Source organism: Variovorax sp. JS1663 (assembly GCF_002157355.1).
Lineage (GTDB): Bacteria > Pseudomonadota > Gammaproteobacteria > Burkholderiales > Burkholderiaceae_C > Variovorax.
In genome coordinates, this window is sequence record NZ_LYMK01000026.1 from 23,308 (window position 1) to 47,703 (window position 24,396).

Here is a 24,396-nt window from a genome sequence, read left to right on the forward strand (position 1 = left end):
GTTCAGGGAAGCTCGACGGTCCCCGGGGCCTGGGCTGTGCCAGGCGAGGCTTCTACGGGCCCGGAGCCGACCTGCCGCAGCGCTTCCCCCAGTTGCTCGATGCCGAAAGGCTTGCTGAGCCAGACGGTGCCCGGCAGCGGCCGGGATGGTGCCTGGCTGGCCGTCGCAAAGATGATTGGCAGCGTGCACCGGGCCTGGAGCTTGTCCGCCAATTCCAGTCCCGACAGCGCAGGCAGCCCGACATCTGCCATCACCACGTCGAAAGCCCCTTCGAGGAATCGGGCCAGCGCGCTTTCGGCGCTGCGCACGCCCGTCGCCCAGTGACCCAGCAGTTCCAGCGCCTCGAGGGAGGCTTCCAGCACTTCGGGGTCGTCTTCGACCACGAGGACGCGAAGGCTGCAGCATGTGTCCGGAGAACTGGCTGCATCGGCGTGGCTCATGGGCGGGCTCCTCTTGAATGGTCGGCGAGGAGCATTGGCGAGCTGCGGCGCGCCGGCTGTAGGAGCGCGCCGCAATCCGATGACCGAAGCCTCAGCGGCCCGCCAGCGCGCGCAGCGCCTCGTCCCGCGTCATCACTGCCGCGTATTTCTGCTGCATGTCGAACAGATTGGCCTCGTGGGGCGCGAGCGCCCGGTCGCCCACGCAATCGGAGACCACCAGCGGCCGGAAGCCCCAGGACATCGCGTCGACCACGCTGGCGCGCACGCAGCCGCTGGTGACGGCGCCGGCCACCAGCAGCGTCTGCACGCCGCGCTGCGCCAGCCAGGCGGCCAGCGAGGTGCCGAAGAAGGCCGAGGGCACGGTCTTGCGCACCACCAGCTCGCCGGCGCGCGGCGCGAGCTCAGGCACGATGGCGCTGGCGGGCGTGTGCTCCTTCAGGCCCAGCATGCCCGGCACCTTGATCGAGAAGATGTTGTGGTCGGCGTCGTCGTCGGCATAGACGATGCGGCTGTGCGCCACGGCCCAGCCGCGCTCGCGCGCCGCCGCCAGCAGCGGGACGGTCGCGGCGATGGCCTCGGGGATGTTGCCGCCGCCGAAGACCTGCGGGTCGGCGAAGCCGTTGACGAAGTCGACGATCAGGAGGCCATGGGGGCCGTGCAGCGGGAGCGCCGCACCGAAGCCCTGGCGCTGGTAGGTGCCGATCTCAGCGTGCATGGCGCGCTCCTTCCTCGTCCAGCACGCGGCCTTCGCGCACCATGTCCTCGCCGTCCAGCCGCACGGTGCAGCGGCGCAGCGGAATGTCGATGTGGCAGGCCGTGGTGCGGCTGCCGCCGGCCTCGTTGTTCGGGCCGAGCGAGAACAGGAAGTTGCCCTCGTAGGCGCGTGCGTCCATGCCGATCGAGGCTTCGCGGTCGTACAGGCCCAGCGTCGACCAGCGCGCCCGCGGCTGCAGCCCCCAGCCGATGTGCGAGATCGCATAGGCCTCGGGGTCGCGGAAGGATGCCATGTAGTCGCCGAGCAGCTCGGCATCCAGGCCGCCCTCGATCTTCGTGGCGTAGCCCTTCTCGACGGTGAGCACGATGGGCTCGCTCACATAGGACTTCTGCGGCAGCAGGATGTCGCCGCGGTCGATCACGATGCGGCCGCTGGCGGCGCCTTCGTCCGGGAAGGTCAGGGCGAAGCCGCTGGGCCAGTGGTCCCAGCGGCCCGGCTCGTCGACGAAGCCGTATTCGCTGATCGCGGGGAACTGCCCGAGCGGGCAGCGCAGGTCGGTGCCGGCCTCGGACACCACGTGCATCTCCCGCGCCCGCACGATGCGGTCGGCGGCGCGCTTGACGCGCGTGCGGTCGGCCTCGTGCGGCACCATGCGCACCAGCACCTCGGGCGGCTCCACCGCCAGCAGGATCCTGGTGCCCGTGGCCAGCACCTCGTGCTGCTCGGGCGAGAACAGCAGCGTCATCAGGTCGAGCACCAGGTCGCTCGCCTTCAGCATGGCGATGGCGGCCGGGTTGCCGGTGAGCGGCGTGCTGCCCAGGTAGGCCAGGCTGTCGCGGCTGAGCGCCTTCTCGGCATTCACCGGCGGCAGGTCCAGGCGATTGACGATGGCGCCCAGGTCCTGTGCCGCGACCAGCGCGCACTGCAGCGTCTGGGGATGGGTGGCGGCGCTGGTCAGCACGGTCACGGTCTGGCCGGGCGCAAGCTTCGAGAGCGTCAGCACCTGTTTCCAGGCGCCGATCAGTTGATGGTCACTGACGGGCATGTGCTTCTCCTTTCGAGGATTCAGTCAACGATCGGCGTGCCGAGGAAATCGCCGAAGGCCTTGTAGAAGCCGGCCTCGTCGTCCCACGGGATCATGTGGCCCGCCCCGGCCACGGTCGTGATCTGCATCGCGGGCAGCAGCTCGCGCAGCTCGGCCAGGTCCTGCGGGCGGATCACGTCGCCGCGCCCGGCGGCGATCAGCAGGGTTGGCACCTTGATGCGGGGCAGGTCGGCATGGATGTCGTCCTGGTGAAAGCCTTCGTAGGTGGTCACGATCGCGCGCTCGTCGCAGGTGTGGAGCCACTCGGCGCGCAGGCGCAACTGATCGTCGGTCCAGGTGGGTGAGAAGGGACGCAGCGCTTCCATGCCTGCGCCATCGCGCATCAGCCGGATCGAGTCGACGTACCAGTCCAGCTTCGCCGGATAGGCGCGGCGGCCGGGCCCGGAGACGGGCGGATCGATCAGCACCAGGCGCTCGAGGCCGCGTGGCTGCTGCCGTGCCGCGCGGATGCCGACGCGCGCCCCCATCGAGTGCCCGACCAGCGCATAGCCCTCGAGGCCCAGCGCCTCGGCGAAGGCGTTCGCGTCGGCAGCGAGTGCATCGAGCCCGTAGTCCAGCGCATCGGAGGCTGCCGAGAGCCCGCGCCCGCGCACGTCGAGCACGTAGGTGTCGAAGTGGCGGCCGAAGCGCTCGGCCACGAATCCCCAGGTCACGGCCGGGCTGGTGATGCCCGGCACGATCACCACCGGCCGGCCGCGGCCGCCGTAGCGCAGGTAGTGCTGGCGAATGCCGTTGGCGCGCAGGTTGGCGCCGTGCAGGAAGGTGCTCATGCGCGCGCTCCTCAGTAGGCGCCCGAGAGCAGCGCGCCCGCGCCCGGGACGATCGGCTCCAGGTCCAGCGCCTTGAGCATCGCGTAGGTGGTGGCGACGGCGGCGGTCACCACCGGCCTGCCGGTCATCGCCTCCACCTTGGCGATGGAGGGCAGCGAGGGCATCTGCACGCAGGCAGACAGCACGATCGCGTCCACGTCGCGCGTGTTCATGCCGGCGACGATGCCCGGCAGGCGCGCCGGGTCGTGGCGGCCCACCTCCAGGTTGTCGGGGATCTCCAGCGCGCGCCAGTCGGCCACGTCATAGCCTTCATGGCGGATGTAGTCGACCACCGTCTCGGTCAGCGGCTTCATGTAGGGCGCCACCAGCGCGATGCGCTTCGCGCCGATGACCTTGAGCGCGTCGACCAGCGCGCCGGCGCTGGTGACCACCGGCGCGTTGCCGCCGTTCTCCTCGGTGCGCGCGCGCAGGCGCTGCTCGGAGGCGCGGTGGTAGCCGAGGCCCATCGACATGATGGCGACCAGGCAGGCATAGCCGAGCACGTCGACACGCGCGTCGCTCAGCAGGGCGGCGCAGCGGTCGGACTCGGCGTCCATCGCGGCCAGCTCGTCCTTCTTCACCGTCTTCATGCGCATGCGGCTGGAATGGAAGGTGAAGCGCTCGGGGCGCACGAGCTGCCGGGCCGCGAGCATGGCCGGGATCTCGGTCTCCATGGTGGTGTTCGAGCTCGGCACGATCTGGCCGATGCGGAAGTACGTCTTGGGCATGAGGGGCTCCAGCGTGGAAGGAATGAAGAAAACGGGTCAGCGCGGCGCGAGCCCGAGCAGGCGCTCGGCATTGCCGTGGCACACCAGTGCGCGGGTGCGCTCGTCCAGCGGCGCGCGTTCGATGAAGTCGGCCGCGATCGCGGTCGACTCGTAGGGGTAGTCGACGGAGAACATCACCGCCTCCGCGCCCATCTCCTCGATGGCGGCCACCAGCGCCGGGCTCGAGCACACGCCGGAGGTGGTGATCACGATGTTGCTGCCGATGTACTCGGACGGCGCGCGCTGCAGGCGGATGCCGTGTGGGTAGGCCGCGAAGCGGCTGTCGAAGCGCCAGCGCAGGAAGGGCAGGCCTTCGCCCATGTGGCCCAGGATCAGCTTGAGCCGCGGGAAGCGGTCGAACACGCCGCCGAACAGCAGGCGCAGCGCATGCGTCGCAGTCTCCACGCCCCAGCCCCAGGCCGCGCCGTGCAGCTCCGGGTGCCCGGCAAAGGCCGGCGGGATGGCGGGCATGTCGATCGGGTGGAGGTACATCGGCACCCCGAGCGCCTGCATCCGTTCCCAGAACAGGTCGTAGGCCGGGTCGTCGTAGTAGCGGCCCTGCGTGTGGCCGTTGACCAGCGAGCCCTTGAAGCCCAGCTGCACGACTGCGCGTTCCAGCTCGTCGGCCGCGGCCTTCGGGTCCTGCATCGGCAGGGTCGCGAATGCGGCGAAGCGGGTCGGATGGCCTGCGATCTGCGCGGCGAGAAAGTCGTTGTTCTGCCGGGCCAGGCCGATGGCGTCGGACAGGTTCGTTTCGGCCTGCACGCTCGGGCCTGTCTGCGAGAGCACCGTCACGTCGATGCCGGCCCTGTCCATCTCGGCCAGGCGCAGTTCGCCGAAGTCGGTGAGCCGTCGCGAGAGTTCCGCCTGCACCGCGGGGGCGATGTGCTGCAGAAAGCCTTTGGAGTAGCGCTCGAAGCCGGGCGCCATGTAGTGCTCCTCCAGCGCGATCTTGCGAATTCTTGTCATGAATGCTCCAGGTGTGGGAATGGGGTCAGAGGTCGAACAGCAGCGCCTCGGTGTCGGGCGCGGCGGCGGTGATGAGGGGCGGCGTCTCGTGCGTGAAGCGCAAGGCATCGCCGGGGCCGAGGCGCAGCGCGCCGTCGACGTCCAGCTCGCCGGACACCACGTGCAGGTAGCCCAGGCGGTGAGGGGCGAGGGGGCAGGCCAGCGAGGCGCCCAGGCTCAGGCAGGTGGAGAAGATCAGCGCCTCCTGCTGCAGCGAGAGCGATCCCTCGCGCCCGTCGGGCGAGGCGATCGCGCGCCAGCGGTCGCGCTTGCTCTTCTCGTCGATGCGCACGAGCTCGCATTCGGGCGGCGTGCCGCGGCGGCGCGGGTACAGCCAGATCTGCAGGTGGCGCTCGGGCTCGGTGGCCGAGGCGTTCATCTCGGCATGCGCGATGCCGCTGCCGGCGCTCATGCGCATCAGCTCGCCGGGGCCGAAGACGTAGTCGTTGCCGAGGTTGTCGGTGTGGTGGATGCGGCCCTGGATGGGCAGCGTGATCGCCTCGATGTCGCGGTGCCCATGCCACGCGAAGCCGCGTCCCGGTGCGACCCAGTCCTCGTTGAGCGCGCGCAGCGAGCCCCAATGCGTGTGGTTGGGATCGTGGTAGTCGCCGAAGGAGAAGCTGAAGCGCGCGACCAGCCAGTCGGTCTCGTGCACGCCGCGCTGGTGGGCGCGCCGCACGAGGCTGTCGGGGATCGTCCGCGCGGGACGACGAGCTGCTGATGGCATGGCCGTCGCTAGAATGTTCAGTGTGCTAACAAAAAGGGGCTGAGGTGGCATCGAAGCAAGGTCGAGCAGCGCGCAAGGGGGAGATGAATGCGGAGCTGCCCATCGAGATGACCACCGTCGATCCGGCGAAGGAACTGTTGTTCGCGCGGCCGGGTTTCCTGATCCGGCGCCTGCACCAGATCCACTACGCGCTCTTCTTCGAGGAGTGCAAGTCGCAGAACGTCACGCCGGTGCAGTACGGCATCCTCACCGCGGTCTCGGTTCTGCCCGACCTGGACCAGACCTCGCTGGGCCAGGAGGTCGGGCTGGATCGCACGACCACTGCCGACGTGGTCAAGCGTCTGGAAGAGCGCGGCCTGGTCGAGCGCAACGCGAACCCGGCGGACAAGCGCACGCGCCACGTGCGACTGACCGAAGAAGGCCGGAAGGTGGTGGAGTCGCTGCGCGGCGGCATGGCCCGCGCGCAGGAGCGCCTGCTGGAGCCGCTGCGGCCCGCAGAGCGCACCATGCTGATGGACCTGATGCGCATCCTGGTCGAAGCCAACAACCAGTACAGCCGCACGGTGCTGCGCACCTTCTGACGCGGTCCTGATCACAGCGGATACACCAGGTCGTTGGCGATGATGGTGGTGTCGTAGATCGCCTGCCGCTCCTGGAGCAGCAGCGCGCCGTCCGCGCGTGCGAAACGATCGTGGTAGGTGCCGGCCATGTGGATGGTGCTGGGGCCTTCCACCAGCGTCTGCAGCAGCAGGAAGTTGGCCTGCGCCTCGATGCCGCCGTCCGCCGATTCCGCGGTCACCCGCGTGTTCGTGACCAGGTGCAGGTTGTACCGCGGCGCGAACATCTGGGTGCGTGCGATCGCCACGGCACGGTCGTGCATCATCGCGCGGCCTTGTGCATACACCAGGCCCACCGGCATGCCGAGCTCGGCGTTCTCGCGGGCGGTGATGCGGTAGAGACCGTCTTCGGTGAAGAACGCGGGCCAGGACTCGACCAGGCCGGCGTCCAGCACGGCGCAGTACTCGGCGTTGAAGGCTTCGACTTCCTGGCGCAGCACGAGCGCGCGGGCGGGGTCGATGCGGCGTTCGCGATAGAGGTTGCGGGTCGTCGTCTTCATGGCCTCAGAACCCCATCACGTCGCGGTAGTGGCGGTACATCGCGCGGATCGCCGCCTCGGAGATCAGCGAGTTGGCCGTCCCCACGTGGTTGGCATCCAGCTTGAGCACGTTGCGGTCGGTGCTGGAGCGGCGCACGCCCTCCTGCACGAACTTCATCGCCTCGTTGTCCTCCAGGCCGAGGAAGCCGGCCGGCCCCATCAGGTTGCCCTGGCGCAGGCGGTGCTGCGTCATCTCCTCGCTGTCGTCCTCGTAGCCGAACATGGTCCACAGCATCAGCATGCTGTTGGGGCCGTTGGGCACGATCTGGCGCACGCCCAGCGTGTTCATCTCGCGCTGCACCACCAGGTTGGGCCAGATGGTCTGCATGGTCACCGACCAGGGCGAATCGAATTCCTTCACGAAGTCCAGGAAGCGGTCGTCCTGCAGGCGCATGCCCTCGTGGAATGAGCGCATCTCCTTCTTGTTCTCGGCGCTGACCTCGGCGTACTTGTCCTCGGTCTTGGCCGAGGCCATGGTGCCGTGGCGCCCGTGCACCGGGTCGGCGATCATCGCCGCCTTGTTGCCCGCCACCAGCAGGCCGAAGACCACCAGGAAGGAGTGCAGCAGCGTCGCGTGGTACGGGTCCTTCAGGTTCTCGTGGTACATCTTCCAGTTGCAGGGCAGCTCGTTCTTGTAGTAGCCCAGCACCTTCAGCTTCTTGCCCGGGAACACCACATCGAAGTCCTTCAGGATCTCGGGCGTCAGGTATTCCTCCAGCGGCTCCACCTCGTTCGAATACGAAGCGAAGATCACGCCGTGCCGCGTGGTCACGTGCAGCTTGACCAGGCCGTGGTCCTCGTTCCTGAAGTCCTTGGGCATGCCGCCCTCGCGATTCACGCCGCGCTTGAAGGGCACGCCCTGCAGGTTGCCCTTGAGGTCGTAGGACCACTGGTGGTACGGGCAGACGAACTCGTTCGTGTTGCCCTGGCCATGGCGGCAGAACTCCGCGCCGCGGTGCGCGCAGCGGTTCTCGAAGACGCTGATCGAGCCGTCGGCGGCGCGCGCCACCACCACCGGCGTGGCGCCGACATAGGAGCGCTTGAAGTCGCCGGTGTTCGGAATCTCGGCTTCCAGCGCGACGTAGTTCCAGGTGCGGCCGCGGAAGATGCGCTCCACCTCGCGCTCGTAGACCGCGTCGCTGGTGTAGACCCAGTCGGGAATGAAATGCAGGGCGTCCTCGGGCCAGCGGCATGCGGCCAGTTCGGCGTCCTTGGCGCGGGGCGTGCGGTTGATCACCGCGTGGGTGCTGTACATGGATGTACTCCGGTCAGGTGGGTGAAGGGGCGGTGGCGGCGGCCCGCGCGTCGCGCACGCATTGCCGCAGCGGGAGGGTGGGGTCGCACAGGCGTGCGGCATCGATGGTCACGTCCGGCTCGAACAGCGGGCGCAGCTGGCGCAGGTCGCCGCCGGCGTCGACGGCGATGGCGTGGCGCAGCCGGCCCTCGTCATCGGTGCCGAGCAGCAGCAGCTTCGACGCCGGGTCCGCGGCCGCGGGATCGCCGCGCCAGCGGTAGGCCAGCCCCCCGGATGGCAGGCCCATCATCTGGACGTTGCAGCCGAACTGGTCGGTCCAGAACCAGGGCGTGGCGGCGGGCGCGGCGTCGATGCCGAGCATCGCGGCCGCGGCGACGCGCGCCTGCTCGTTGGCGCTTTGCCACGATTCGAGCCGGATCTCTTCGCCGGCATGCGGCTGGTGCTGGCTCGTGCAATCGCCGGCCGCGTAGACGTTGGGTGCGCTGGTGCGGCAGCGTGCGTCGATGCATATGCCGCCGTTCGCGGGATGCAGCGTGAGGCCGCTGGCGCGTGCAAGGGCCACCTCGGGCGCCTGGCCGATCGCGACGACGAGCAGGGACGTCCGGATGCAGGTGCCGTCCTCCAGCGAGAGCGCGATGCCCTCGGGGACCGGCGTGATCGAGGCGCAGCGGGTATCGAGGTGCAGGTCGACGCAGGCCTCGCGGACGCGCCGCTGCAGCCAGTCCGAGAACGCTGGCGGCACCGCGCGCGGCAGCACGCGCGGCGCACTTTCGAGCACGGTCACGGCGAGGCCCATGCCGCGCGCGGTGGAAGCGACTTCCAGGCCGAGGAAACCCGCGCCCAGCACCACCATCGAAGCATGCCGGCCCATCGCGTCGCGCAGGGCCTGCGCGTCGGCCAACGTGCGGATGGTGTGCACGCCCGGCGTGCCCGGCGGCAGGCCGGGCAGGGCGCGTGCATGGCCCCCCGTGGCCAGCAGGCAGCGGCTGAAGGCCAGCGAGCTGCCATCGTCCAGGCGCGCAACCGAGGCCGCCGTGTCGATCGCCACGACCTCGACGCCGAGTCGCAGCTCGATCGCCTGCTCGGCATGGAAGCCCACGGGATGGATGCCGATGCGCGCGTCCATCGCCGCATCCGACAGCACCGCCTTCGACAGCGGCGGCCGCTCGTAGGGCAGGGGGGCTTCGCGGCCCACCATCACGATGCGGCCGTCGAAGCCGCCGGTGCGCAATGCCGCGGCCGCGGTCGCGCCGGCCTGGCCGGCACCGACGATCAGGATCGGGTGCAGTGCCCTCATCTCAGACATCCGCCAGCACGTCATCGCCTTCGACGCGCACCGGATAGACCCGGATCGGCTGCGTGGCCGGCGCGCACAGCGCCGCGCCGGAGCGCAGGTCGAAACGGGCCTGGTGCAGCGGGCACTCGACGCAGCCGTCTTCCACGTAGCCGTCGGAGAGCAGGGCGTACTGGTGGGTGCAGACGTTGTCCGTGAGATGGAACTCGCCCGCGCTGCGGAACAGCGCGAGCTGGGCGCTGCCGAGCGTGATGGGCACGACTTCCTCGTCTTGCAACTGGTTCGCGTCGGCGATGCGGGTCCAGGCCATGGGGCGTCCTTTGTGAAACGTGTACTGAGCTGTTATTGTCAGTGTACTGATCATAAATCGCAAGACATCTTCGGACTTTCCCGAGGCCGGATCAGGCTGGTGCACCCGGTTCGGATCAGCACCATCAAGGGGATTTTCTCTATGAAATAGCCTGAGAAATGCCCCGCGAAAGGGCGTCGACCGGGTCAGAAGCGGATCGGGGATTCTCCTAGTCGATTTGCGTTGACACTGAAGAATCTGATCAGCATACTGACTATATTCATACGCAACCCCACCGAGGAGAGATTCGATGCAGCGTCGCCGTTTCCTGGAAAGATCGGGTGCCCTCGCGGGCCTTGCCACCGTGGCCGCACCGGCTCTGGCGCAGTCGTCGCCGAGCGTGAAGTGGCGCATGTCCACCAGCTGGCCCAAGAGCCTGGACACCATGTACGGCTCGGCGGAGCAGATGTGCAGGCGCGTCGGCGAGCTGACCGACGGCAAGTTCGAGATCCGCGCCTTCGCCGGCGGCGAACTGGTGCCGCCGGCGCAGAACATGGAGGCCATCAGCAACGGCACCATCGAGTGCAACCACGTGCTGGCCTCGGCCTTCATCGGCAAGAACACCGCGGTCGCCTTCGACACCGGCCTGCCCTTCGGCCTCAACGCCCGCCAGCACAACGCGTGGATGCAGTACGGCGGCGGCCTGCAGGCCATGCGCGAGCTCTACAAGAAATACAACATCGTCAACTTCGTCTGCGGCAACGTCGGCGTGCAGATGGGCGGCTGGTACCGCAAGCAGATCAAGACGGTGGCCGACCTCGACGGCCTGAAGATCCGCATCGGCGGCATCGGCGGCATGGTGATGTCGAAGATGGGCGCGGTGCCCCAGCAGATCGCGGCGGCCGACATCTACCCCGCGCTGGAGAAGGGCACCATCGACGCGGCCGAGTGGATCGGTCCCTACGACGACGCCAAGCTCGGCCTGCACAAGGTGGCGCAGAACTACTACACCCCCGGCTGGTGGGAGGGCAGTGCCTCGATCACCGCCATGGTGAACAGCGACGCCTGGAACAAGCTGCCGCCGGCCTACAAGGCCGCCTTCGAATGCGCGGCGAACGAGCAGACCATGAAGATGCTGGCCGACTACGACGCGCGCAATCCCGAGGCGCTCAAGAAGCTGATCGGGCAGGGCGCCAAGCTCGCGTACTTCCCGAAGCCGGTGATGGAGGCGGCCTTCAAGGCCTCGTCGGACCTGTTCAACGAGCTGGCCGAGAAGAACCCCGACTTCAAGGCCGTGCTGCCCCAGTGGGTGAAGTGGCGCCGCGATCAGGCCAGCTGGTTCCGCGTGGCCGAGTCGGAGCTGGACAACTACACCTTCGCCGCCGTCACCAAGTCGCAGTGATCCAGTGATTCCGCGCCGCCGAGCAGAAGACGACCTTCCATGAACCAAGCCTCGCCCGACACCGGGCAGCCCTACGCCTGGGTGCGTGCCATCGACCGCGTGAACGATTTCTTCGGCGCACTCGCCAAGTGGGCGTTGCTGGCCGCCTGCGTGATCAGCGGCGGCAACGCCATCGTCCGCTACCTGGCGGGCTACAGCTCCAATGCCTGGCTCGAGATCCAGTGGTACCTCTTCGCCGTCGGCGTCATGTTCGGTGCCGCGCAGGTGCTCCGCCTCAACGAGCACGTGCGGGTCGATGTCTTCTACGGCGGCTGGAAGGCGCGCCGGCAGGTCCTGACGGATCTGTTCGGCCTGGTGTTCTTCCTCCTGCCCATCATGGGGCTGCTGGCCTGGCTGTCGTGGCCGCTGCTGGTGGAGATGCTGCGCTCGGGCGAGTCGTCCTCCAACGCCGGCGGCCTGGTGCGCTGGCCGGCCATGCTGACCCTGCCGGTGGGCTTCGCGCTGCTGGTGCTGCAGGGCCTGGCCGAGATCTGCAAGCGCGTGCAGTTCCTGCGAGGCACGCTGCGCATGGACACGCATTACGAGAAGCCGCTGCAATGAGCCTCGACACCTTTCCGCCGCTGATGTTCGCGGGCCTGGTGGCGATCCTGTTGCTGGGCTTCCCGGTCGCCTTCTCGCTGGCGGCGCTGGGCGTGGCCTGCGGCGGCATCGCCATCGCGATGGGCTGGTTTCCGGCCGGCTTCATGGCGGCGCTGCCGCTCAACGTGTTCGGCATCCTGTCGAACGACCTGCTGCTGGCCATTCCCTTCTTCACGCTGATGGGCTGCATCCTGGAGCGCTGCGGCCTGGCGGAGGACATGCTCGACTCCATGGGCCAGCTCTTCGGCCCGGTGCGCGGCGGCCTGGGCTACTCGGTGATCATCGTGGGCTTCATCCTCGGCGCCATCACCGGCACCGTGGCCGGCCAGGTGATCGCGATGGCGATGATCTCGCTGCCGGTGATGATGCGCTACGGCTACAACATGCGCTACGCCACCGGCGTGCTGGCCGCCTCGGGCACCATCACGCAGCTGGTGCCGCCCTCGCTGGTGCTGGTGGTGCTGGCCGACCAGCTCGGCCGCTCGGTGGGCGACATGTACAAGGGCGCGTGGGGGCCGGCCATCCTGCAGGTGCTCCTGTTCGTGCTCTACACCTTCCTGCTGTCGCGCATCCGCCCGCAGGACGTGCCGGGCGTGCCGAAGGAGGCGCGCACGCTGCAGGGCTGGGCGCTGTGGCGCAAGTGCCTGCGCGGCATCCTGCCCTCGGCCATCCTGATCTTCGCGGTGCTGGGCTCCATGGGCGGCCTGCCCTTCATCGACCACGCCATCGCCACACCCACCGAGGCGGGCGCCATGGGTGCGCTCGGCGCCTTCGTGCTGGCGGCGACGCAGCGGCGCCTGACCTGGCCGCTCCTGAACAACGCGATGGCCTCCACCATGCGCATGACCGCGATGGTGGTGTTCATCCTGATCGGCTCGCGCGCCTTCTCGCTGGTGTTCCAGGGCGTCAACGGCGGCCTGTGGATCGAGCACATGCTGTCGGCCCTGCCGGGCGGGCAGCTGGGCTTCCTGATCGCGGTCAACATCTTCATCTTCTTCCTGGCCTTCTTCCTCGACTTCTTCGAGATCGCGTTCATCATCCTGCCGCTGCTGGCGCCGGTGGCCGCCAAGCTGGGCATCGACCTGGTGTGGTTCGGCGTGCTCATCTGCGTGAACATGCAGACCAGCTTCATGCATCCGCCCTTCGGGTTCTCGCTGTTCTACCTGCGCGGCATCTCCGATACCCTGGCGAAGAACGGGACCCTGCCCCGCAAGGTCGAGTCGCGCGACATCTACCTGGGCGCCATTCCCTGGGTCGCGATGCAGCTGCTGCTGGTGGCGATCGTGATCTTCGTGCCGGAGACGGTGACCGCGCTGCTCGAGAAGGAGAAGGTGGTCGACGTCGACAAGATCCGCATCGACGTTCAGCCGCGCGAAGGCGAGGGTGCCGGCGGCAGCGCCGAGCGCGACGACCCCTCCAGGCTCTTCGGGCCCGAACCCAAGTGAACGAACCCATCATGAGCAACGACAACCATCACGAGGCGCGCGCCGGCCAGGGCGTGGGCGCGCGCGTGCTGCGCAAGGAAGACGAGCGCCACCTGCACGGCCGCGGCCGCTTCGTCGCCGACATGAGCATGCCCGAACTCAGCGAGGTCGCCTTCCTGCGCAGTCCGCTGGCCCATGCCCGCATCGTCGGCACGCAGCTGCCGGCGCAGGGGGCGGCGCGCGTCGTGCTGCGCGAGACCATGGCCGATGCGCTGGACATCGTGGCCGACTCCACCCTGCCGACCTACCAGTCCTCCGCCCAGCCGCCGCTGGCCTCGGGCAAGGTGCGCTTCGTCGGCGAGCCGGTCGCGATGACCTTCGCGCCCACGCGGGCCGAGGCCGAGGACCTGGCCGAGCTGGTCGAGGTCGAGTTCGAAGAGCTGCCGGTCTATGCCGACGCCTCCTCGGCCCGCGCGGCCAGCGGCGAGCGCATCCATGCGCACTGGCGCGACAACACCTTCGTCACCCTCACCGCCGACAAGGACTTCGAGCTGCACGCGAAGCAGGCCGCGCTGGTGGTGCGCCGCTCCATCGACCTGTCGCGCCAGTGCATGGTGCCGATGGAAGGCAAGGCGGTGCTGGCCTACTGGGACCACCAGGCCGACCAGCTGGTGGTGGTGAGCGCCACCCAGGTGCCGCACATGATCCGCACCGTGATCGCGCAGTGTCTGGGCCTGGAGCAGGGCCGCGTGCGCGTCATCTCGCCCGACGTGGGCGGTGCCTTCGGCTACAAGTGCGTGCTGCAGCAGGAGGAGCTGTGCGTGGCCTGGCTGGCCAAGACCTACCGCAAGCCCTTCCGCTACATCGAGGACCGCCGCGAGCACCTGATCGCCGGCGCCAACACGCGCGAGCACCACTACGAGATGACGGCCTATGCCGACGAGCGCGGCCGGCTGCTGGCCCTGGACGCGCGCATCACCATCGACGGCGGCGCCTACTCGGTCTGGCCCTTCACCATCGGCCTCGAACCGGGCCAGGCGGTGGGCAACCTGCCGGGCCCCTATGCCTTCCGCGGCTACCGCTGCGTGACCGAGTGCCTCGCCACCAACAAGCCCGGCTTCGTGCCCTATCGCGGGGTGGCCCGCACCGGCGTGTGCTTCGCGATGGAGCTCACCATCGACGCCGTCGCCCGCGCCGTCGGCCGCGAGCCCTGGGAGGTGCGCCTCGAGAACCTGGTGCCGGCCTCGGCCATGCCCCACGTCAACGTCGCCAACAAGCACTTCGACAGCGGCGACTACCCGGCCAGCCTGCAGAAGGCCCGCGAGATGATCGGCTTCGAGGCCGTGCGCGAGCGCCAGTGCCGCGCCGAGGCCGACGGCCGGCTGATCGGCATCGGCTTCGCCACCTACACCGAGCAGTCGGCGCACGGCACCTCCGTCTTCGCCACGTGGGGCACGCCGGTCATCCCGGGCTTCGATTCCGCCACCGTGCGCATGACGCCCGATGGCGGCCTGGAGATCCGCGTCGGCGTGCACTCGCACGGCCAGGGCATGGAGACCACCTTCGCGCAGATCGCGCACGAGATCCTCGGCGTCGATATCGGCAGCATCAAGCTCGTGCACGGCGACACCGGCCTCACGCCGTTCTCCACCGGCACCTATGCCTCGCGCTCGCTGGTGATGTCCGGCGGCGCGGTCTCGCGCGCCTGCAAGGCGCTGGCGCCGCGACTCGTGCACATCGGCGCGCACCTGCTCGGCGTGCCGGCGGCCGAGGCGCGCCTCGAAGCCGGCCGCATCGTCGGCCCGGCCGGCAGCGTGCCGGTCGCGGAAGTGGCACAGGCCTGGTACCTGCGGCCCGACCGCCTGCCCGCCGACGTGCACGCGGCCGGCCTGGAGGTCACCATGGGCTTCAAGCCCAAGGTCGACACCGGCGCCTTCACCTATGCGAGCCATGCGGTCACCGTCGCGGTCGACCCGGACACCGGCCACGTCGACATCCTCGACTACGTGATCGTCGAGGACTGCGGCACCATGATCAACCCGATGGTGGTCGAGGGCCAGACCTACGGCGGCGTGGCGCAGGGCATCGGCACCGCGCTGTACGAGGAGACCCCCTACGACCGCAACGGCCAGCCGCTTGCTTCCACCCTGGCCGACTACATGCTGCCTGGCGCGACCGAGGTGCCGAACCTGCGCATCCACCATTTCGAGACGCCGTCGCCGCACACCGAGTTCGGCGCCAAGGGCATGGGCGAGGGCGGTGCGATCGCGCCGCCCGCGGCCATCTTCAACGCGGTGAACGACGCGCTGCGCCCGCTCGGCGCCGAGGTCGCGCACACCCCCCTGACGCCGCGCCGGTTGCTGGAGGCGATCGAGGCGGCGCAGATGGGCGAGAACAGGAAGGCCGCGTGAGGGCGCACCGATGAAAGCTGCCAACTTCGAATACCGCCGCCCGGCCACGCTGGCCGAGGCGCTGCGCCTGCTGGCCGAGGGCCAGGGGCAGGCCAAGCCGATCGGCGGTGGCCAGTCGCTGGGCCCGATGCTCAACCTGCGGCTCACGCGGCCGAAACAGGTGATCGACATCGCGGCGCTGCCCGAACTGCGCCAGGTGCGCGAGGAGGGCGCGTGGATCCGCGTCGGCGCCGCCGTCACGCACGCCGAGATCGAGGACGGAACCCATGCGCTCCTGCGCGGCACGCCGATGCAGTCGGTGGCCGGCGGGATCGCCTACCGGGCGATCCGCAACCGCGGCACCGTGGGCGGCAGCCTGGCGCATGCCGACCCCGCCGCCGACTGGGTGCTGACCGCGTCGGCACTGGGCGCGGAGGTCGAGATCGCGGCCGCGGCGGGCACGCGCCGCGTGGCGGCCGACCGTTTCATGCACGGCGCCTACACCACCGCGCTCGGCGAGGGCGAGCTGATCGCCGCCCTGTGGGTGCCCAGGCTCGGCGCTTCGGCACGCTGGGGCTACTTCAAGTTCTGCCGCAAGACCGGCGAGTTCGCGGAGGCGAGCTGCGCCGCGCTGTTCGATGCCGAGCGCAAGGTCGCACGCATCGTGATCGGCGCGCTCGACAGTGCGCCGCAGGCCCTGCCGTCGCTGGCGGCACAGGTCGCACGCAGCGGCGAAAAGCCCGTGCGCCCTGCGATCGAGGCCGCCGTCAAGGTGGCCGCGCCAGGAAAGGATGCGGTCGACCGCAAGCTGCTGGTCGCCGCGGTCGAGCGCTGCCTCGGCCAGGTCTTCATGCCGGAGCATGCTGAATGAACACCATCGCTGTCGAACTCAATGGTCGTCCGGTGCAGCGCGAGGTCTGCGCGCGCATGCACCTGGGCGACTTCATCCGCGACGAGGGCCGGCTCACCGGCACCCACCTGGGCTGCGAGCACGGCGTGTGCGGCGCATGCACCGTGCTGGTGGACGACAAGCCGGTGCGCTCGTGCATCGCCTTCGCCGTCGCCTGCGACGGCCGCAAGGTCACCACGGTCGAGGGTTACGACGCCGACCCGGTGATGGCGCTGCTGCGGCCCGCGTTCTCGCGCCACCATGCGCTGCAGTGCGGCTTCTGCACGCCGGGCATGCTGGCGACTGCCCGTGACATCGTGCTGCGCTTCCCCGAGGCCGACGAGCCGAAGATCCGGCTGGAGCTGTCGGGCAACCTGTGCCGATGCACCGGCTACATGGGCATCGTCGCCGCCATCCGCGACGTGCTCGCGCAATGCGGCGGCGATGCGTATCCGGAAATCGCCGCCATGCGCCAGGCGCTGCGCGCGGCGCGCGGCGAGGCCGTGCCCATGGTGCGCACTCCCTTCGCAACATTCGAGGCGACAGACACCGGCATGGCGGCACCCCCCGCCGCGCCGCGCGACGAACCCGCGCCAGCCCAGGGCGCCGCCGCGGACAAGGGCACGCGCATCCAGGGCTACTTCAGCGTGCCCTTCGCGGCCGCGGAGGTCTGGCGCTTCATGGCCGACCTGCCGGCCGTGGCGGCCTGCCTGCCGGGTGCCGAGTTGACCGAGCACGCAGGCGACCGCGTGAAGGGCCGCGTCGCGATCAAGTTCGGCCCGATGTCCGCCAGCTTCAACGGCGCCGCGCGCCTGGAGCGTGACGAGGCCGCGCGCTCGGCCGTGCTCAAGGGCGCGGGCCAGGACACGCTGAGCCAGTCGCGCGCCAACGGCGACGTGGCCTACCGCCTGGTCGAGGTGTCGCCCGCGCAGACGCGCGTCGAGGTGGACCTGCTCTATTCGCTGCAGGGTCCGCTGGCGCAGTTCTCGCGCTCGGGCCTGGTCAAGGATTTCGTCGGGCGCCTGATCCAGGAGTTCGGCAAGAACGTGGCGCTGCGCATGGATCCTGCGCGTTCGCCCGATGCGCCACTGCCGCCGGCACGGCTCAATGCCTTCAGCCTTGGCTGGAGCGTCTTGTGGTCGCGGATCCGTCGCCTCTTCGGCGCCGGCGACTGACGAAAGAACCGACACCCCCATATCCACCCACCTGTCCTTCACGGCGCGAGCACCCCGCTCGCGTCGCTGGCGGAGCTTTGTCTTTGTCCACTCGTCCGGAGGTCCTCGCCATGTCTTCATCGATTCCCAGATTCATCACCCGCTTGTTCGCCGGCTGCATCGGCCTGGCCATGGTGGCCACGGCCGCCGCGCAGGCGCCCGAGAAGCTCAAGGTGCGCCTCGACTGGACGCCCTGGGGCGTGCATGCCGCGCTGCACCTCGCGCAGCAGAAGGGCTGGTACGCCGCGGCCGGCCTCGACGTGCAGATGGAGGACGGCAACGGCTCTGTGACCACCGTGCAGATCGTCGGCGCGGGCGACCAGTTCGACCTCGGCCACGCGGCGCTGGCCTCGATGATGATCGCGCGCGACAAGGGCCTGCCGGTCAAGGGCGTGGCGGTGTTCGCGCGCCTGAGCGACGTCGGCATGCTGGTGCCGGCGGGCGCCGGCATTCAGGGCCCGAAGGACCTCAAGGGCAAGAAGGTGGCCTACACCGCCGGCTCGCTGGAAGCGCCCTTCGTCGACGCCTTCCTCGCCGCGGGAGGGCTGAAGAAAAGCGACATCGAGCTGATCAACGTCGATGCCGCCGGCAAGGCCGCGACCTATGCCGCGGGCCGCACCGATGCCGCCTTCTCGACCATTCCCTTCTTTCTGCCGGTTGTGTCGCAGACCCGGCCTTCCGAGGCCGTGCGCTTCGCCGACTACAACCTGAACATGCCGAGCTTCGGCCTGTTCGCCTCCGAGGCCAAGCTGGCCGCGCGGCGCGAGGCGATCTCGAAGTTCGCGAGCGTGGTCGCGGCCTCCTGGCAGTACGTCTACAACGGCCACGAGGACGAGGCGGTCGACGCCATCGTCGCCCAGCGCCCGCAGGCCAAGCTCGACCGCAAGGTGCTGCGCGGGCAGATCGATGCGCTGCGCGGCTTCTTCGCGCTGCCCGCGCCCGCCGGCCAGCCGCTGGGCGCGCCGGTGGCTTCGGACTGGAGCGTGGCGGTGAAGACGCTCACCGACGCCGGCCTGCTGAAGTCGATCAAGGACGGCAACGACTTCTTCGTGCCGGGCCTGGTGCGCCCCGTGGCGCTGAACGCGGCGAGCCCGAAATGACGGCGGCCGCCATCCACGCCCGCGGCGTGCGCAAGGTCTACGAGGGCGACCGTGCGCTGACCGCGCTCGACGGTATCTCGCTGGACATCAAGCCCGGCGAGTTCGTCAGCATCCTGGGCCCGAGCGGCTGCGGCAAGAGCACCTTCCTGCGTTGCGTGGCAGGGCTGGAAACCATCAGCGGCGGCGACCTGCGGGTCGACGACCGCCCGGTGGCGGGCCCGCCCGATCACGTGGGCATGGTGTTCCAACGCGACGCGCTGCTCGAATGGCGCAGCATCGAGCGCAACATCATGTTGCCCATCGAGTTCGCGGGCAAACCGGTCGCGGCCTACCGCCGGACGATGGCCGAACTGCTCAAGCTCACCGGCCTTTCCGAATTCGGCGACCGCTATCCGCGCGAGCTCTCCGGCGGCATGCGCCAGCGCGCGGCCATCTGCCGCGCGCTGATCGACCAGCCCAGCCTGCTGCTGATGGACGAGCCCTTCGGCGCGCTGGATGCGCTCACGCGCGACCAGATGAACGTGGAGCTGCAGCGCATCTGGCTGGAAACGCGCAACACGGTGATGTTCGTGACACACGGCATCGCGGAGGCGGTGTTCCTGGCGGACCGCGTGGTGGTGTTCTCGCCGCGCCCAGGCCGCATCGCCGACATCATCGAGGTGAACCTGCCGCGGCCGCGCAAGCTCTCGGTGCGCGAGACCGCGCAGTTCGGCACCTACACCGCGCGCATCCGCAAACTCTTCCACGAGATGGGCCTGATCAACGAGGAGCCCGGCGAGGTCCGGGAGGAGATGGCCGCATGAAGACACTGAAGCAGAAGGGGCGCCAGTGGGCGCTGGGCCTGGTCACGATGCTGCTGTTCCTGGTGCTGTGGGAGGCGCTGGTGCGGCTGCTGCACGTGCGGCCGATCACCCTGCCGCCACCCAGCGCGGTGTTCCAGGAGCTGGGCCAGGAATGGCGCTGGTACCTCGACCATGCGTGGTACACGCTGGCCACCACGCTGGGCGGCTTCGTGCTGTCGGTGGTGGTGGGCGTGGCGCTGGCCATGATGCTGGTGGGCTCGCGGATGTTCGAGCATTCCATCTACCCATTGATCGTGGGGCTCAACAGCGTGCCCAAGGTCGCGATTGCGCCGCTCTTCGTGATCTGGCTGGGCACCGGCTCCGAGCCCAAGATCGCGATCGCCTTCCTGATCGCGGTGTTCGCCGTGATCGTCGACGCAGTCCATGGCCTGCGCTCGGTGCCGCAGGACGTGCTGGACCTCGGGCGCGTGCTGAAGGGCTCGACGATGGACTTCTTCCTCAAGGTGCGGCTGCCGTGTGCCTTGCCCTCGATCCTCACCGGCATGAAGGTCGCGATCTCGCTCGCGCTGGTGGGGGCGATCGTGGGCGAGTTCGTGGCGTCGCAGCGCGGGCTGGGCTACGTGATCCTGAGCGCGCAGGGCACCTTCGACACCACGCGCGTGTTCGCGGCGGTGACCGTGCTGGCGGTGCTGGGGATCGGCCTCTACGGCGGCCTGGCCTGGGCCGAGCGGCGGCTGACGCCGTGGCGGCCGAAGGAAGCGATGGCCTGAGACGGCGGCGCGGCTTCAGGCACATGAAGGGAGCTGCCCGCAAGGGCGGCTCCCTTTTTTCGTTCAGCGTTGCTTCTCCCGCCGGCAGAAGTTTGCTATTTATTGTTGCTCAATAGGAAACTTTTATCTAGAGTGTTGCCTCGGGTGCTCGTGGGAGCGCCATCGAGGAGCACGTGATGAAGTTTGCCTTTCTGCTGTACGAAGGCGTCGAGCCCATCGACCTGGCCGCGATCGGCGTGGTCTCGATGGCGAGGCGCGTGATACCGGAATTCGAATACCTGACGGTCGCCGCCGACGCGGGCCTGCAGCGCTTGTCGAACGGCCTGCGCGTGGCGCCGGATTTCGGCTTCGACGACTGCCCGCCCTTTGACGTGTTGATCGTGCCCGGCGGCCCCGGCTGGGTGCAGGCGAGCGAAGACGCCGCCATCCGCGATTTCCTGCGCCGCCGCGGCGACGGCGCGGTGCTGGTCTCCATCTGCACCGGGGCCATGCTGCTGGCGAAGGCCGGCCTGCTCGACGGCCGCATCGCGACCACCAAGTGCGAGGTGCGCCCGCCCGAGGTGTCGCCCCTGTCGCTGCTCACGCGCGACCATCCGCGCATCGATGCGCGCCACGCCCTGATGGTGGACAACGGCACGGTGCTCACCGGGGGCGGCGTGAGCCTGTGCATCGACGCGATGCTCCATCTCATCGCCACGCGCGTCGGCGCCGCAGAGGCGGCCGAGGTGGCCCGCATCATCGAGTACGGCGCGGCCTGGGAGGCCAACAAGGCACGCCTGCCCACGCTTCTTGCAGCCAAGGGTTTGTCCTAGCGCGTCATCGCGTTGACGCTCCGGATTGGGCAACCTATAGTTGTCTAATGGACAACATAAGTTGCCCATCGCAGTGCCGCCGCGCGGCGCGTGTCTGATCAAACTGGAGAAGGCGATGGAAATCACGCAGGCCACACAGGCCTATGGCGCCGCAGCGGCGGACCAGGCGGACCGCCGCGTCGGGCGGGTGGTGTTCGCGAGTGCGCTGGGAACGATCATCGAGTGGTACGACTTCCTGATCTACGGCGCGGCCGCGGCGCTGGTGTTCAACAAGCTGTTCTTTCCGGCGGAGGATCCCTTCGTCGGCACGCTCGCCGCGCTGGGCAGCGCGGCCGTCGGCTTCTTCGCGCGCCCCTTCGGCGGCGCGGTGTTCGGCTACTTCGGCGACCGGCTCGGCCGCAAGTCGATGCTGCTGCTGACGCTGATCATCATGGGGCTGGGCACCTTCGCGATCGGCCTTTTGCCCACCTATGCGCAGATCGGCATCTGGGCGCCGATCCTGCTGGTGGTGCTGCGCATCATCCAGGGCATCGGCCTGGGCGGCGAGTGGGGCGGGGCGGCGCTCATGGTGCTCGAGCACGCGCCGGCCAAGCGGCGCGGGCTGTGCGGCAGCCTGGTGCAGGTGGGTTTCCCGATCGGGCTCATCCTCTCGGCCGGCGTGTTCGGGCTGGTGTCGAAGCTGCCGGAAGAGGAGTTCCTGTCCTGGGGGTGGCGCGTGCCCTTCCTCTCCAGCCTGGTGCTGGTGATCCTCGGCGCCTTCATTCGCCTCAAGGTGGAAGAGTCGCCCGTGTTCGAGGCCATGAAGGCCAGGAAGGAGATCGCGCGCAACCCGCTGGCCGAGGCGATCTTCAGGCATCCGAGGAGCTTCCTGGTGGCCATCGGCCTGAAAATCTCGGAGGTGTCCTGGGTCTACATGCTCACCGTGTTCGTGGTGGTGTACGCCACCACCCGGCTGGGGCTGCCCAAGGCGCAGATCCTCGACGCGATCATGATCGCCGCGGCGATCGAGATCGTCACCATCCCGCTGTTCGGCTACCTGTCGGACCTGATCGGCCGGCGGCCCTTCTACTTCGCCGGCGCGATCTTCACCATCGGCTTCGCCTTCCCGATGTTCTGGCTGCTGGGCACGCGCGATCCGCTGGTGATCGTGGCCGCGGTCGCGGTGGCGCTGAGTTTCGGCCACGGCTTGATGTTCGCGCCCGAAGCCACCTACTTCCCCGAGCTTTTCGGCGCCCGGGCGCGCTACAGCGGCGCCTCCTTCGGCTTCCAGGTGGCCGCGGCGATCGGCGGCGGGCTGACGCCGGTGCTGGCCACCTGGTTGAACGAGAAGGCGGGTGGCACGGCCGGCGTTTCCATCATGCTGATCGCGCTGGCCTTGATCACGCTGGTTGCCGCGTTCTTTGCGCACGAGACGCGCAACCGTTCCGTGTCGGTGCTCTGAGGCGCCGTCTCTTCCCACACTCATCGATCCAAAGGAGATTCCATGTCCACCGTCCACACCGCGCAACGCCTGTCCGGCAAGCTTGAACCCACCCCCGGCGGCTCGGTCTACGTCGACCCCGAGAAGCTGGAATGGCAGAAGTCCCAGTTCGACAAGATCTGGATGAAGGTGCTCTACCGCAACGACGAGGCCGGCGAGATGACGGTGCTGCTGAAGTGGGAGCCGGGCGCCGTACTGCCCTTCCACAGGCATCCGGAGATCGAGCAGAGCTGGGTGCTCGAAGGAAGCTTCTACGACCACGACGGCATCTGCCGCGCCGGCCAGTACGTGTGGCGCCAGCCGGGGTCGCTGCACGAGACGCGTTCCGACGAGGGCTGCCTGCTGTTGGCCATCTACCGCAAGCCCAACGTGTTCTTCCACACGGCGGGCTTCCAGTCCGCCTGAGGAGCAGTGCGCGTGGCCTACGTCGTCACCGACGCCTGCATCGGCTGCCGCTACGGCGAATGCATCGAGGTCTGCCCGCAGGAGGCGTTTCGCGAGGGGCCGAACTTCGTCGTGATCGACCCCGACGCGTGCGCCAATTGCGCTCTGTGCGAGATGGTGTGCCCGGTGCAGGCGATCCATCCGGTGCATGGCCTCGGCGAGGCGATGCGGCCCTTCGCCGCGTTGAACGCGGAGCTCGCGCGGCGCTGGCCCCAGGCGAGCTACCGCGGTCCGCTGCCGGAAGCGGATGCGTGGGCCGCGCGGACGGACAAGCTCGCGCAGCTCGACCGCGCGACCTAGGCTCGGGGAGGCGCGTCCGTAGAATCGGGCGACATGCCAACCAAGAAGCGTTCCGCAGCCAAAGCACCGGAGGGCGCGTCGGATCCGGTGCAGCAGCAGGACGCCGCGCTGCCCACCGCCGACCTCGGCGCCCGCATCAAGCATCAGCGCCTTGCCGCCGGGCTCACGCTGGCCGAGCTGGCCGAGCGGGCCGGCTTCGGCAAGGCGTACCTCTCGCGCATCGAGAACGGCAAGAAGGTGCCGCCCATCGGTACGCTCTCGCGCATCGCGGACGTGCTGGGCATCGAGGCCGCGGCCCTGCTCCAGAACGCAGGCGTGCACACCCGCTGGCGCGGCGCCAGCGTGGTCCGGCGCAACGAGAAGCGGCAGACGGTGATGGGCGGCAGCGCCTTCGGCTACGACTACTTCGCGCTCACCGACGCCACCGAGGGGCGCGCGCTGCAGCCCTTCCTGTTCTCCTTCCCGGCCGAGGTCGACAAGTTCGTCTTCTTCGAGCACGAGGGCGAGGAAATGCTGCACGTGCTGACCGGCCGCATCGAATGGCAGGTGGGCATGGACAAGTACATCCTCGAGGCCGGCGACACCATCCACTTCGATTCACGCATGCCGCACCGCGGGCATGCGCTGTCGGGCGCGGCGACCGCGCTGGTGGTGATGTATTCGCCGGGCAAGCCGGCGAACCTCGGCTAGCGCGAGATGGTCTGCTGTCGGCGAACCTTCTCCTGCAGCTGCAGGATGCCGTAGAGCAGCGCCTCCGCCGTGGGCGGGCAGCCGGGCACGTAGACGTCGACCGGAATGATGCGGTCGCAGCCACGCACCACCGAATAGCTGTAGTGGTAGTAGCCGCCGCCGTTGGCGCACGACCCCATCGAGATCACGTAGCGCGGCTCGGCCATCTGGTCGTAAACCTTGCGGATGGCGCGCGCCATCTTGTTGGTGAGGGTGCCGGCCACGATCATCAGGTCGGCCTGGCGCGGGCTGGCGCGCGGGATCATGCCGAAGCGGTCCATGTCGTAGCGTGCGCTGGCGGCATGGATCATCTCGACCGCGCAGCAGGCGAGGCCGAAGGTGAGGTACCACATGCTGCCGGCGCGGGCGCGGTCGATGAGCTCGCGGGCGGAGGTGAGGAGATAGCCGTCTTCGGCAAGCACGGAGGACAGGGAC

Annotated in this window: 27 protein-coding genes; 15 read left to right on the forward strand and 12 right to left on the reverse strand. The window is 69.1% G+C overall.

Annotated elements, in window-relative coordinates; translation table 11 throughout:
• Positions 1 to 2: 2 nt before the first annotated feature.
• From A8M77_RS20900 to A8M77_RS20930, 7 genes are all read right to left on the reverse strand, one after another.
• Positions 3 to 440 carry a response regulator gene (locus tag A8M77_RS20900; RefSeq protein ID WP_086923439.1) on the reverse strand — a complete coding sequence of 146 codons (438 nt, stop codon included), beginning with the start codon at positions 438 to 440 and terminating at the stop codon, positions 3 to 5.
• A 91-nt stretch (positions 441 to 531) separates the two neighbouring features.
• The gene (locus tag A8M77_RS20905) at positions 532 to 1,155 is read right to left on the reverse strand and encodes an N-carbamoylsarcosine amidohydrolase (protein WP_086923440.1); all 624 of its coding nucleotides are present in this window, start codon (positions 1,153 to 1,155) and stop codon (positions 532 to 534) included.
• Positions 1,145 to 2,200, reverse strand: a complete 1,056-nt coding sequence (locus A8M77_RS20910; protein ID WP_086923441.1) for a 2,5-dihydroxypyridine 5,6-dioxygenase — start codon at positions 2,198 to 2,200, stop codon at positions 1,145 to 1,147. Before A8M77_RS20910 ends, A8M77_RS20905 begins: the two co-directional genes overlap by 11 nt.
• Before the next feature lie 20 nt (positions 2,201 to 2,220).
• The gene (locus A8M77_RS20915; RefSeq protein ID WP_086923442.1) at positions 2,221 to 3,030 is read right to left on the reverse strand and encodes an alpha/beta fold hydrolase; all 810 of its coding nucleotides are present in this window, start codon (positions 3,028 to 3,030) and stop codon (positions 2,221 to 2,223) included.
• Between the two features lie 11 nt (positions 3,031 to 3,041).
• Entirely contained in the window at positions 3,042 to 3,797 is a 756-nt protein-coding gene (locus A8M77_RS20920; RefSeq protein WP_086923443.1) for a maleate cis-trans isomerase family protein, read from the reverse strand.
• Between the two features lie 36 nt (positions 3,798 to 3,833).
• Positions 3,834 to 4,805 (reverse strand): amidohydrolase family protein, encoded by a 972-nt coding sequence (locus A8M77_RS20925; RefSeq protein ID WP_086923444.1) that lies wholly within the window; start codon positions 4,803 to 4,805, stop codon positions 3,834 to 3,836.
• Between the two features lie 25 nt (positions 4,806 to 4,830).
• A complete protein-coding gene (locus A8M77_RS20930; protein ID WP_158100962.1) occupies positions 4,831 to 5,571 on the reverse strand; it encodes a pirin family protein in 741 nt (246 codons plus the stop codon).
• An 83-nt stretch (positions 5,572 to 5,654) separates the two neighbouring features.
• Between A8M77_RS20930 and A8M77_RS20935 the strand changes: the two genes are divergently transcribed.
• A complete protein-coding gene (locus A8M77_RS20935; RefSeq protein WP_143694688.1) occupies positions 5,655 to 6,152 on the forward strand; it encodes a MarR family winged helix-turn-helix transcriptional regulator in 498 nt (165 codons plus the stop codon).
• Positions 6,153 to 6,163: 11 nt separating this feature from the next.
• Here A8M77_RS20935 and A8M77_RS20940 read toward each other — a convergent pair whose 3' ends face one another.
• The 4 genes from A8M77_RS20940 to A8M77_RS20955 are packed head-to-tail and all read right to left on the reverse strand — an operon-like array spanning position 6,164 to position 9,586.
• Complete coding sequence (locus A8M77_RS20940; protein WP_086923446.1) at positions 6,164 to 6,688, reverse strand: aromatic-ring-hydroxylating dioxygenase subunit beta; 525 nt, start codon at positions 6,686 to 6,688, stop codon at positions 6,164 to 6,166.
• A gap of 4 nt (positions 6,689 to 6,692) precedes the next feature.
• On the reverse strand, positions 6,693 to 7,982 hold the full coding sequence (locus A8M77_RS20945) for an aromatic ring-hydroxylating dioxygenase subunit alpha (RefSeq protein ID WP_086923447.1): 1,290 nt from the start codon (positions 7,980 to 7,982) through the stop codon (positions 6,693 to 6,695).
• A 13-nt stretch (positions 7,983 to 7,995) separates the two neighbouring features.
• Positions 7,996 to 9,279, reverse strand: coding sequence for an NAD(P)/FAD-dependent oxidoreductase (locus A8M77_RS20950; RefSeq protein ID WP_086923448.1), 1,284 nt, complete (start codon positions 9,277 to 9,279; stop codon positions 7,996 to 7,998).
• A 1-nt stretch (position 9,280) separates the two neighbouring features.
• Positions 9,281 to 9,586: a non-heme iron oxygenase ferredoxin subunit gene (locus A8M77_RS20955; RefSeq protein WP_086923449.1), complete on the reverse strand. Its 306-nt coding sequence runs from the start codon at positions 9,584 to 9,586 to the stop codon at positions 9,281 to 9,283.
• Between the two features lie 289 nt (positions 9,587 to 9,875).
• Between A8M77_RS20955 and A8M77_RS20960 the strand changes: the two genes are divergently transcribed.
• The 14 genes from A8M77_RS20960 to A8M77_RS21025 all read left to right on the forward strand — a co-directional run bounded on the left by A8M77_RS20960 (position 9,876) and on the right by A8M77_RS21025 (position 23,922).
• Positions 9,876 to 10,967, forward strand: coding sequence for a TRAP transporter substrate-binding protein (locus tag A8M77_RS20960; protein ID WP_086923450.1), 1,092 nt, complete (start codon positions 9,876 to 9,878; stop codon positions 10,965 to 10,967).
• Positions 10,968 to 11,006: 39 nt separating this feature from the next.
• On the forward strand, positions 11,007 to 11,567 hold the full coding sequence (locus tag A8M77_RS20965; RefSeq protein WP_086923451.1) for a TRAP transporter small permease subunit: 561 nt from the start codon (positions 11,007 to 11,009) through the stop codon (positions 11,565 to 11,567).
• Positions 11,564 to 13,051, forward strand: coding sequence for a TRAP transporter large permease (locus tag A8M77_RS20970; RefSeq protein ID WP_086923452.1), 1,488 nt, complete (start codon positions 11,564 to 11,566; stop codon positions 13,049 to 13,051). The genes A8M77_RS20965 and A8M77_RS20970 overlap by 4 nt, the downstream gene beginning before the upstream one ends.
• Before the next feature lie 11 nt (positions 13,052 to 13,062).
• Complete coding sequence (locus A8M77_RS20975; RefSeq protein ID WP_086923539.1) at positions 13,063 to 15,441, forward strand: xanthine dehydrogenase family protein molybdopterin-binding subunit; 2,379 nt, start codon at positions 13,063 to 13,065, stop codon at positions 15,439 to 15,441.
• A gap of 10 nt (positions 15,442 to 15,451) precedes the next feature.
• The gene (locus A8M77_RS20980) at positions 15,452 to 16,291 is read left to right on the forward strand and encodes an FAD binding domain-containing protein (RefSeq protein WP_086923453.1); all 840 of its coding nucleotides are present in this window, start codon (positions 15,452 to 15,454) and stop codon (positions 16,289 to 16,291) included.
• Entirely contained in the window at positions 16,288 to 17,484 is a 1,197-nt protein-coding gene (locus A8M77_RS20985) for a xanthine dehydrogenase family Fe-S subunit (protein ID WP_086923454.1), read from the forward strand. Before A8M77_RS20980 ends, A8M77_RS20985 begins: the two co-directional genes overlap by 4 nt.
• 110 nt (positions 17,485 to 17,594) lie before the next feature.
• Complete coding sequence (locus A8M77_RS20990; protein WP_086923455.1) at positions 17,595 to 18,623, forward strand: ABC transporter substrate-binding protein; 1,029 nt, start codon at positions 17,595 to 17,597, stop codon at positions 18,621 to 18,623.
• Positions 18,620 to 19,426, forward strand: coding sequence for an ABC transporter ATP-binding protein (locus A8M77_RS20995; RefSeq protein ID WP_086923456.1), 807 nt, complete (start codon positions 18,620 to 18,622; stop codon positions 19,424 to 19,426). Before A8M77_RS20990 ends, A8M77_RS20995 begins: the two co-directional genes overlap by 4 nt.
• Positions 19,423 to 20,196 (forward strand): ABC transporter permease, encoded by a 774-nt coding sequence (locus tag A8M77_RS21000; RefSeq protein ID WP_086923457.1) that lies wholly within the window; start codon positions 19,423 to 19,425, stop codon positions 20,194 to 20,196. Before A8M77_RS20995 ends, A8M77_RS21000 begins: the two co-directional genes overlap by 4 nt.
• Positions 20,197 to 20,372: 176 nt before the next feature.
• Positions 20,373 to 21,008 carry a DJ-1/PfpI family protein gene (locus A8M77_RS21005; protein ID WP_086923458.1) on the forward strand — a complete coding sequence of 212 codons (636 nt, stop codon included), beginning with the start codon at positions 20,373 to 20,375 and terminating at the stop codon, positions 21,006 to 21,008.
• Positions 21,009 to 21,123: 115 nt separating this feature from the next.
• Positions 21,124 to 22,449 carry an MFS transporter gene (locus A8M77_RS21010; RefSeq protein ID WP_086923459.1) on the forward strand — a complete coding sequence of 442 codons (1,326 nt, stop codon included), beginning with the start codon at positions 21,124 to 21,126 and terminating at the stop codon, positions 22,447 to 22,449.
• A gap of 42 nt (positions 22,450 to 22,491) precedes the next feature.
• Positions 22,492 to 22,893 (forward strand): cupin domain-containing protein, encoded by a 402-nt coding sequence (locus A8M77_RS21015; RefSeq protein WP_086923460.1) that lies wholly within the window; start codon positions 22,492 to 22,494, stop codon positions 22,891 to 22,893.
• A 12-nt stretch (positions 22,894 to 22,905) separates the two neighbouring features.
• The gene (locus tag A8M77_RS21020) at positions 22,906 to 23,232 is read left to right on the forward strand and encodes a ferredoxin family protein (protein WP_086923461.1); all 327 of its coding nucleotides are present in this window, start codon (positions 22,906 to 22,908) and stop codon (positions 23,230 to 23,232) included.
• Positions 23,233 to 23,265: 33 nt separating this feature from the next.
• Positions 23,266 to 23,922, forward strand: coding sequence for a helix-turn-helix domain-containing protein (locus A8M77_RS21025; RefSeq protein WP_086923462.1), 657 nt, complete (start codon positions 23,266 to 23,268; stop codon positions 23,920 to 23,922).
• On the opposite strand, the gene A8M77_RS21030 is transcribed toward A8M77_RS21025, so the two are convergent.
• Positions 23,919 to 24,392, reverse strand: coding sequence for a NuoB/complex I 20 kDa subunit family protein (locus A8M77_RS21030; RefSeq protein WP_443272020.1), 474 nt, complete (start codon positions 24,390 to 24,392; stop codon positions 23,919 to 23,921). The genes A8M77_RS21025 and A8M77_RS21030 overlap by 4 nt on opposite strands.
• Positions 24,393 to 24,396 lie beyond the last annotated feature (4 nt).

Coding starts and splice junctions, on each gene's coding strand:
- A8M77_RS20985 (WP_086923454.1), top strand. CDS start 16,288: ATGAACACCATCGCTGTCGAACTCAATGGTCGTCCGGTGCAGCGCGAG.
- A8M77_RS21025 (WP_086923462.1), top strand. CDS start 23,266: ATGCCAACCAAGAAGCGTTCCGCAGCCAAAGCACCGGAGGGCGCGTCG.
- A8M77_RS20930 (WP_158100962.1), bottom strand. CDS start 5,571: ATGCCATCAGCAGCTCGTCGTCCCGCGCGGACGATCCCCGACAGCCTC.
- A8M77_RS20965 (WP_086923451.1), top strand. CDS start 11,007: ATGAACCAAGCCTCGCCCGACACCGGGCAGCCCTACGCCTGGGTGCGT.
- A8M77_RS20970 (WP_086923452.1), top strand. CDS start 11,564: ATGAGCCTCGACACCTTTCCGCCGCTGATGTTCGCGGGCCTGGTGGCG.
- A8M77_RS20980 (WP_086923453.1), top strand. CDS start 15,452: ATGAAAGCTGCCAACTTCGAATACCGCCGCCCGGCCACGCTGGCCGAG.
- A8M77_RS20905 (WP_086923440.1), bottom strand. CDS start 1,155: ATGCACGCTGAGATCGGCACCTACCAGCGCCAGGGCTTCGGTGCGGCG.
- A8M77_RS20955 (WP_086923449.1), bottom strand. CDS start 9,586: ATGGCCTGGACCCGCATCGCCGACGCGAACCAGTTGCAAGACGAGGAA.
- A8M77_RS20915 (WP_086923442.1), bottom strand. CDS start 3,030: ATGAGCACCTTCCTGCACGGCGCCAACCTGCGCGCCAACGGCATTCGC.
- A8M77_RS20925 (WP_086923444.1), bottom strand. CDS start 4,805: ATGACAAGAATTCGCAAGATCGCGCTGGAGGAGCACTACATGGCGCCC.
- A8M77_RS20900 (WP_086923439.1), bottom strand. CDS start 440: ATGAGCCACGCCGATGCAGCCAGTTCTCCGGACACATGCTGCAGCCTT.
- A8M77_RS20950 (WP_086923448.1), bottom strand. CDS start 9,279: ATGAGGGCACTGCACCCGATCCTGATCGTCGGTGCCGGCCAGGCCGGC.
- A8M77_RS21000 (WP_086923457.1), top strand. CDS start 19,423: ATGAAGACACTGAAGCAGAAGGGGCGCCAGTGGGCGCTGGGCCTGGTC.
- A8M77_RS20945 (WP_086923447.1), bottom strand. CDS start 7,982: ATGTACAGCACCCACGCGGTGATCAACCGCACGCCCCGCGCCAAGGAC.
- A8M77_RS20935 (WP_143694688.1), top strand. CDS start 5,655: ATGAATGCGGAGCTGCCCATCGAGATGACCACCGTCGATCCGGCGAAG.
- A8M77_RS20940 (WP_086923446.1), bottom strand. CDS start 6,688: ATGAAGACGACGACCCGCAACCTCTATCGCGAACGCCGCATCGACCCC.
- A8M77_RS20920 (WP_086923443.1), bottom strand. CDS start 3,797: ATGCCCAAGACGTACTTCCGCATCGGCCAGATCGTGCCGAGCTCGAAC.
- A8M77_RS20975 (WP_086923539.1), top strand. CDS start 13,063: ATGAGCAACGACAACCATCACGAGGCGCGCGCCGGCCAGGGCGTGGGC.
- A8M77_RS20910 (WP_086923441.1), bottom strand. CDS start 2,200: ATGCCCGTCAGTGACCATCAACTGATCGGCGCCTGGAAACAGGTGCTG.
- A8M77_RS21005 (WP_086923458.1), top strand. CDS start 20,373: ATGAAGTTTGCCTTTCTGCTGTACGAAGGCGTCGAGCCCATCGACCTG.
- A8M77_RS20995 (WP_086923456.1), top strand. CDS start 18,620: ATGACGGCGGCCGCCATCCACGCCCGCGGCGTGCGCAAGGTCTACGAG.
- A8M77_RS21015 (WP_086923460.1), top strand. CDS start 22,492: ATGTCCACCGTCCACACCGCGCAACGCCTGTCCGGCAAGCTTGAACCC.
- A8M77_RS20960 (WP_086923450.1), top strand. CDS start 9,876: ATGCAGCGTCGCCGTTTCCTGGAAAGATCGGGTGCCCTCGCGGGCCTT.
- A8M77_RS21010 (WP_086923459.1), top strand. CDS start 21,124: ATGGAAATCACGCAGGCCACACAGGCCTATGGCGCCGCAGCGGCGGAC.
- A8M77_RS20990 (WP_086923455.1), top strand. CDS start 17,595: ATGTCTTCATCGATTCCCAGATTCATCACCCGCTTGTTCGCCGGCTGC.